The 247-nt window shown below is 68.8% G+C and carries 1 pseudogene; it reads left to right on the top strand.

What is annotated here, in order from left to right:
- Positions 1–178: pseudogene (locus tag ACZ6JE_RS15445) on the top strand (ribosome biogenesis GTPase Der); the annotation flags it as partial.
- Between the last annotated feature and the right edge of the window lie 69 nt (positions 179–247).

Genomic DNA, 247 nt, shown 5'->3' with positions numbered 1-247 from the left:
CATCCTGTTCGGCACCCAGGCGGCCACCCGCCCGCCGACCTTCGTGCTCTTCACGACCGGGGTCCTCGACCCGCAGTACCGCCGCTTCATCACGCGCCGCCTGCGCGAGATCGTCGGCTTCGAGGGGACGCCGATCACCGTGAACATGCGGGTGCGCGAGAAGCGCAAGCGCGCGTAGTCGGGCGGGTCGCTCGACGCCAGAAGGTGGACACGACGCCGGGTTTAAGCCTGGTGCTGTGTCCACCTT

It is taken from the genome of Frigoribacterium sp. AC759 (assembly GCF_979256015.1).
Note: the sequence above shows the minus strand (reverse complement) of the source record. Positions and strands in the feature narration are given on the sequence as shown.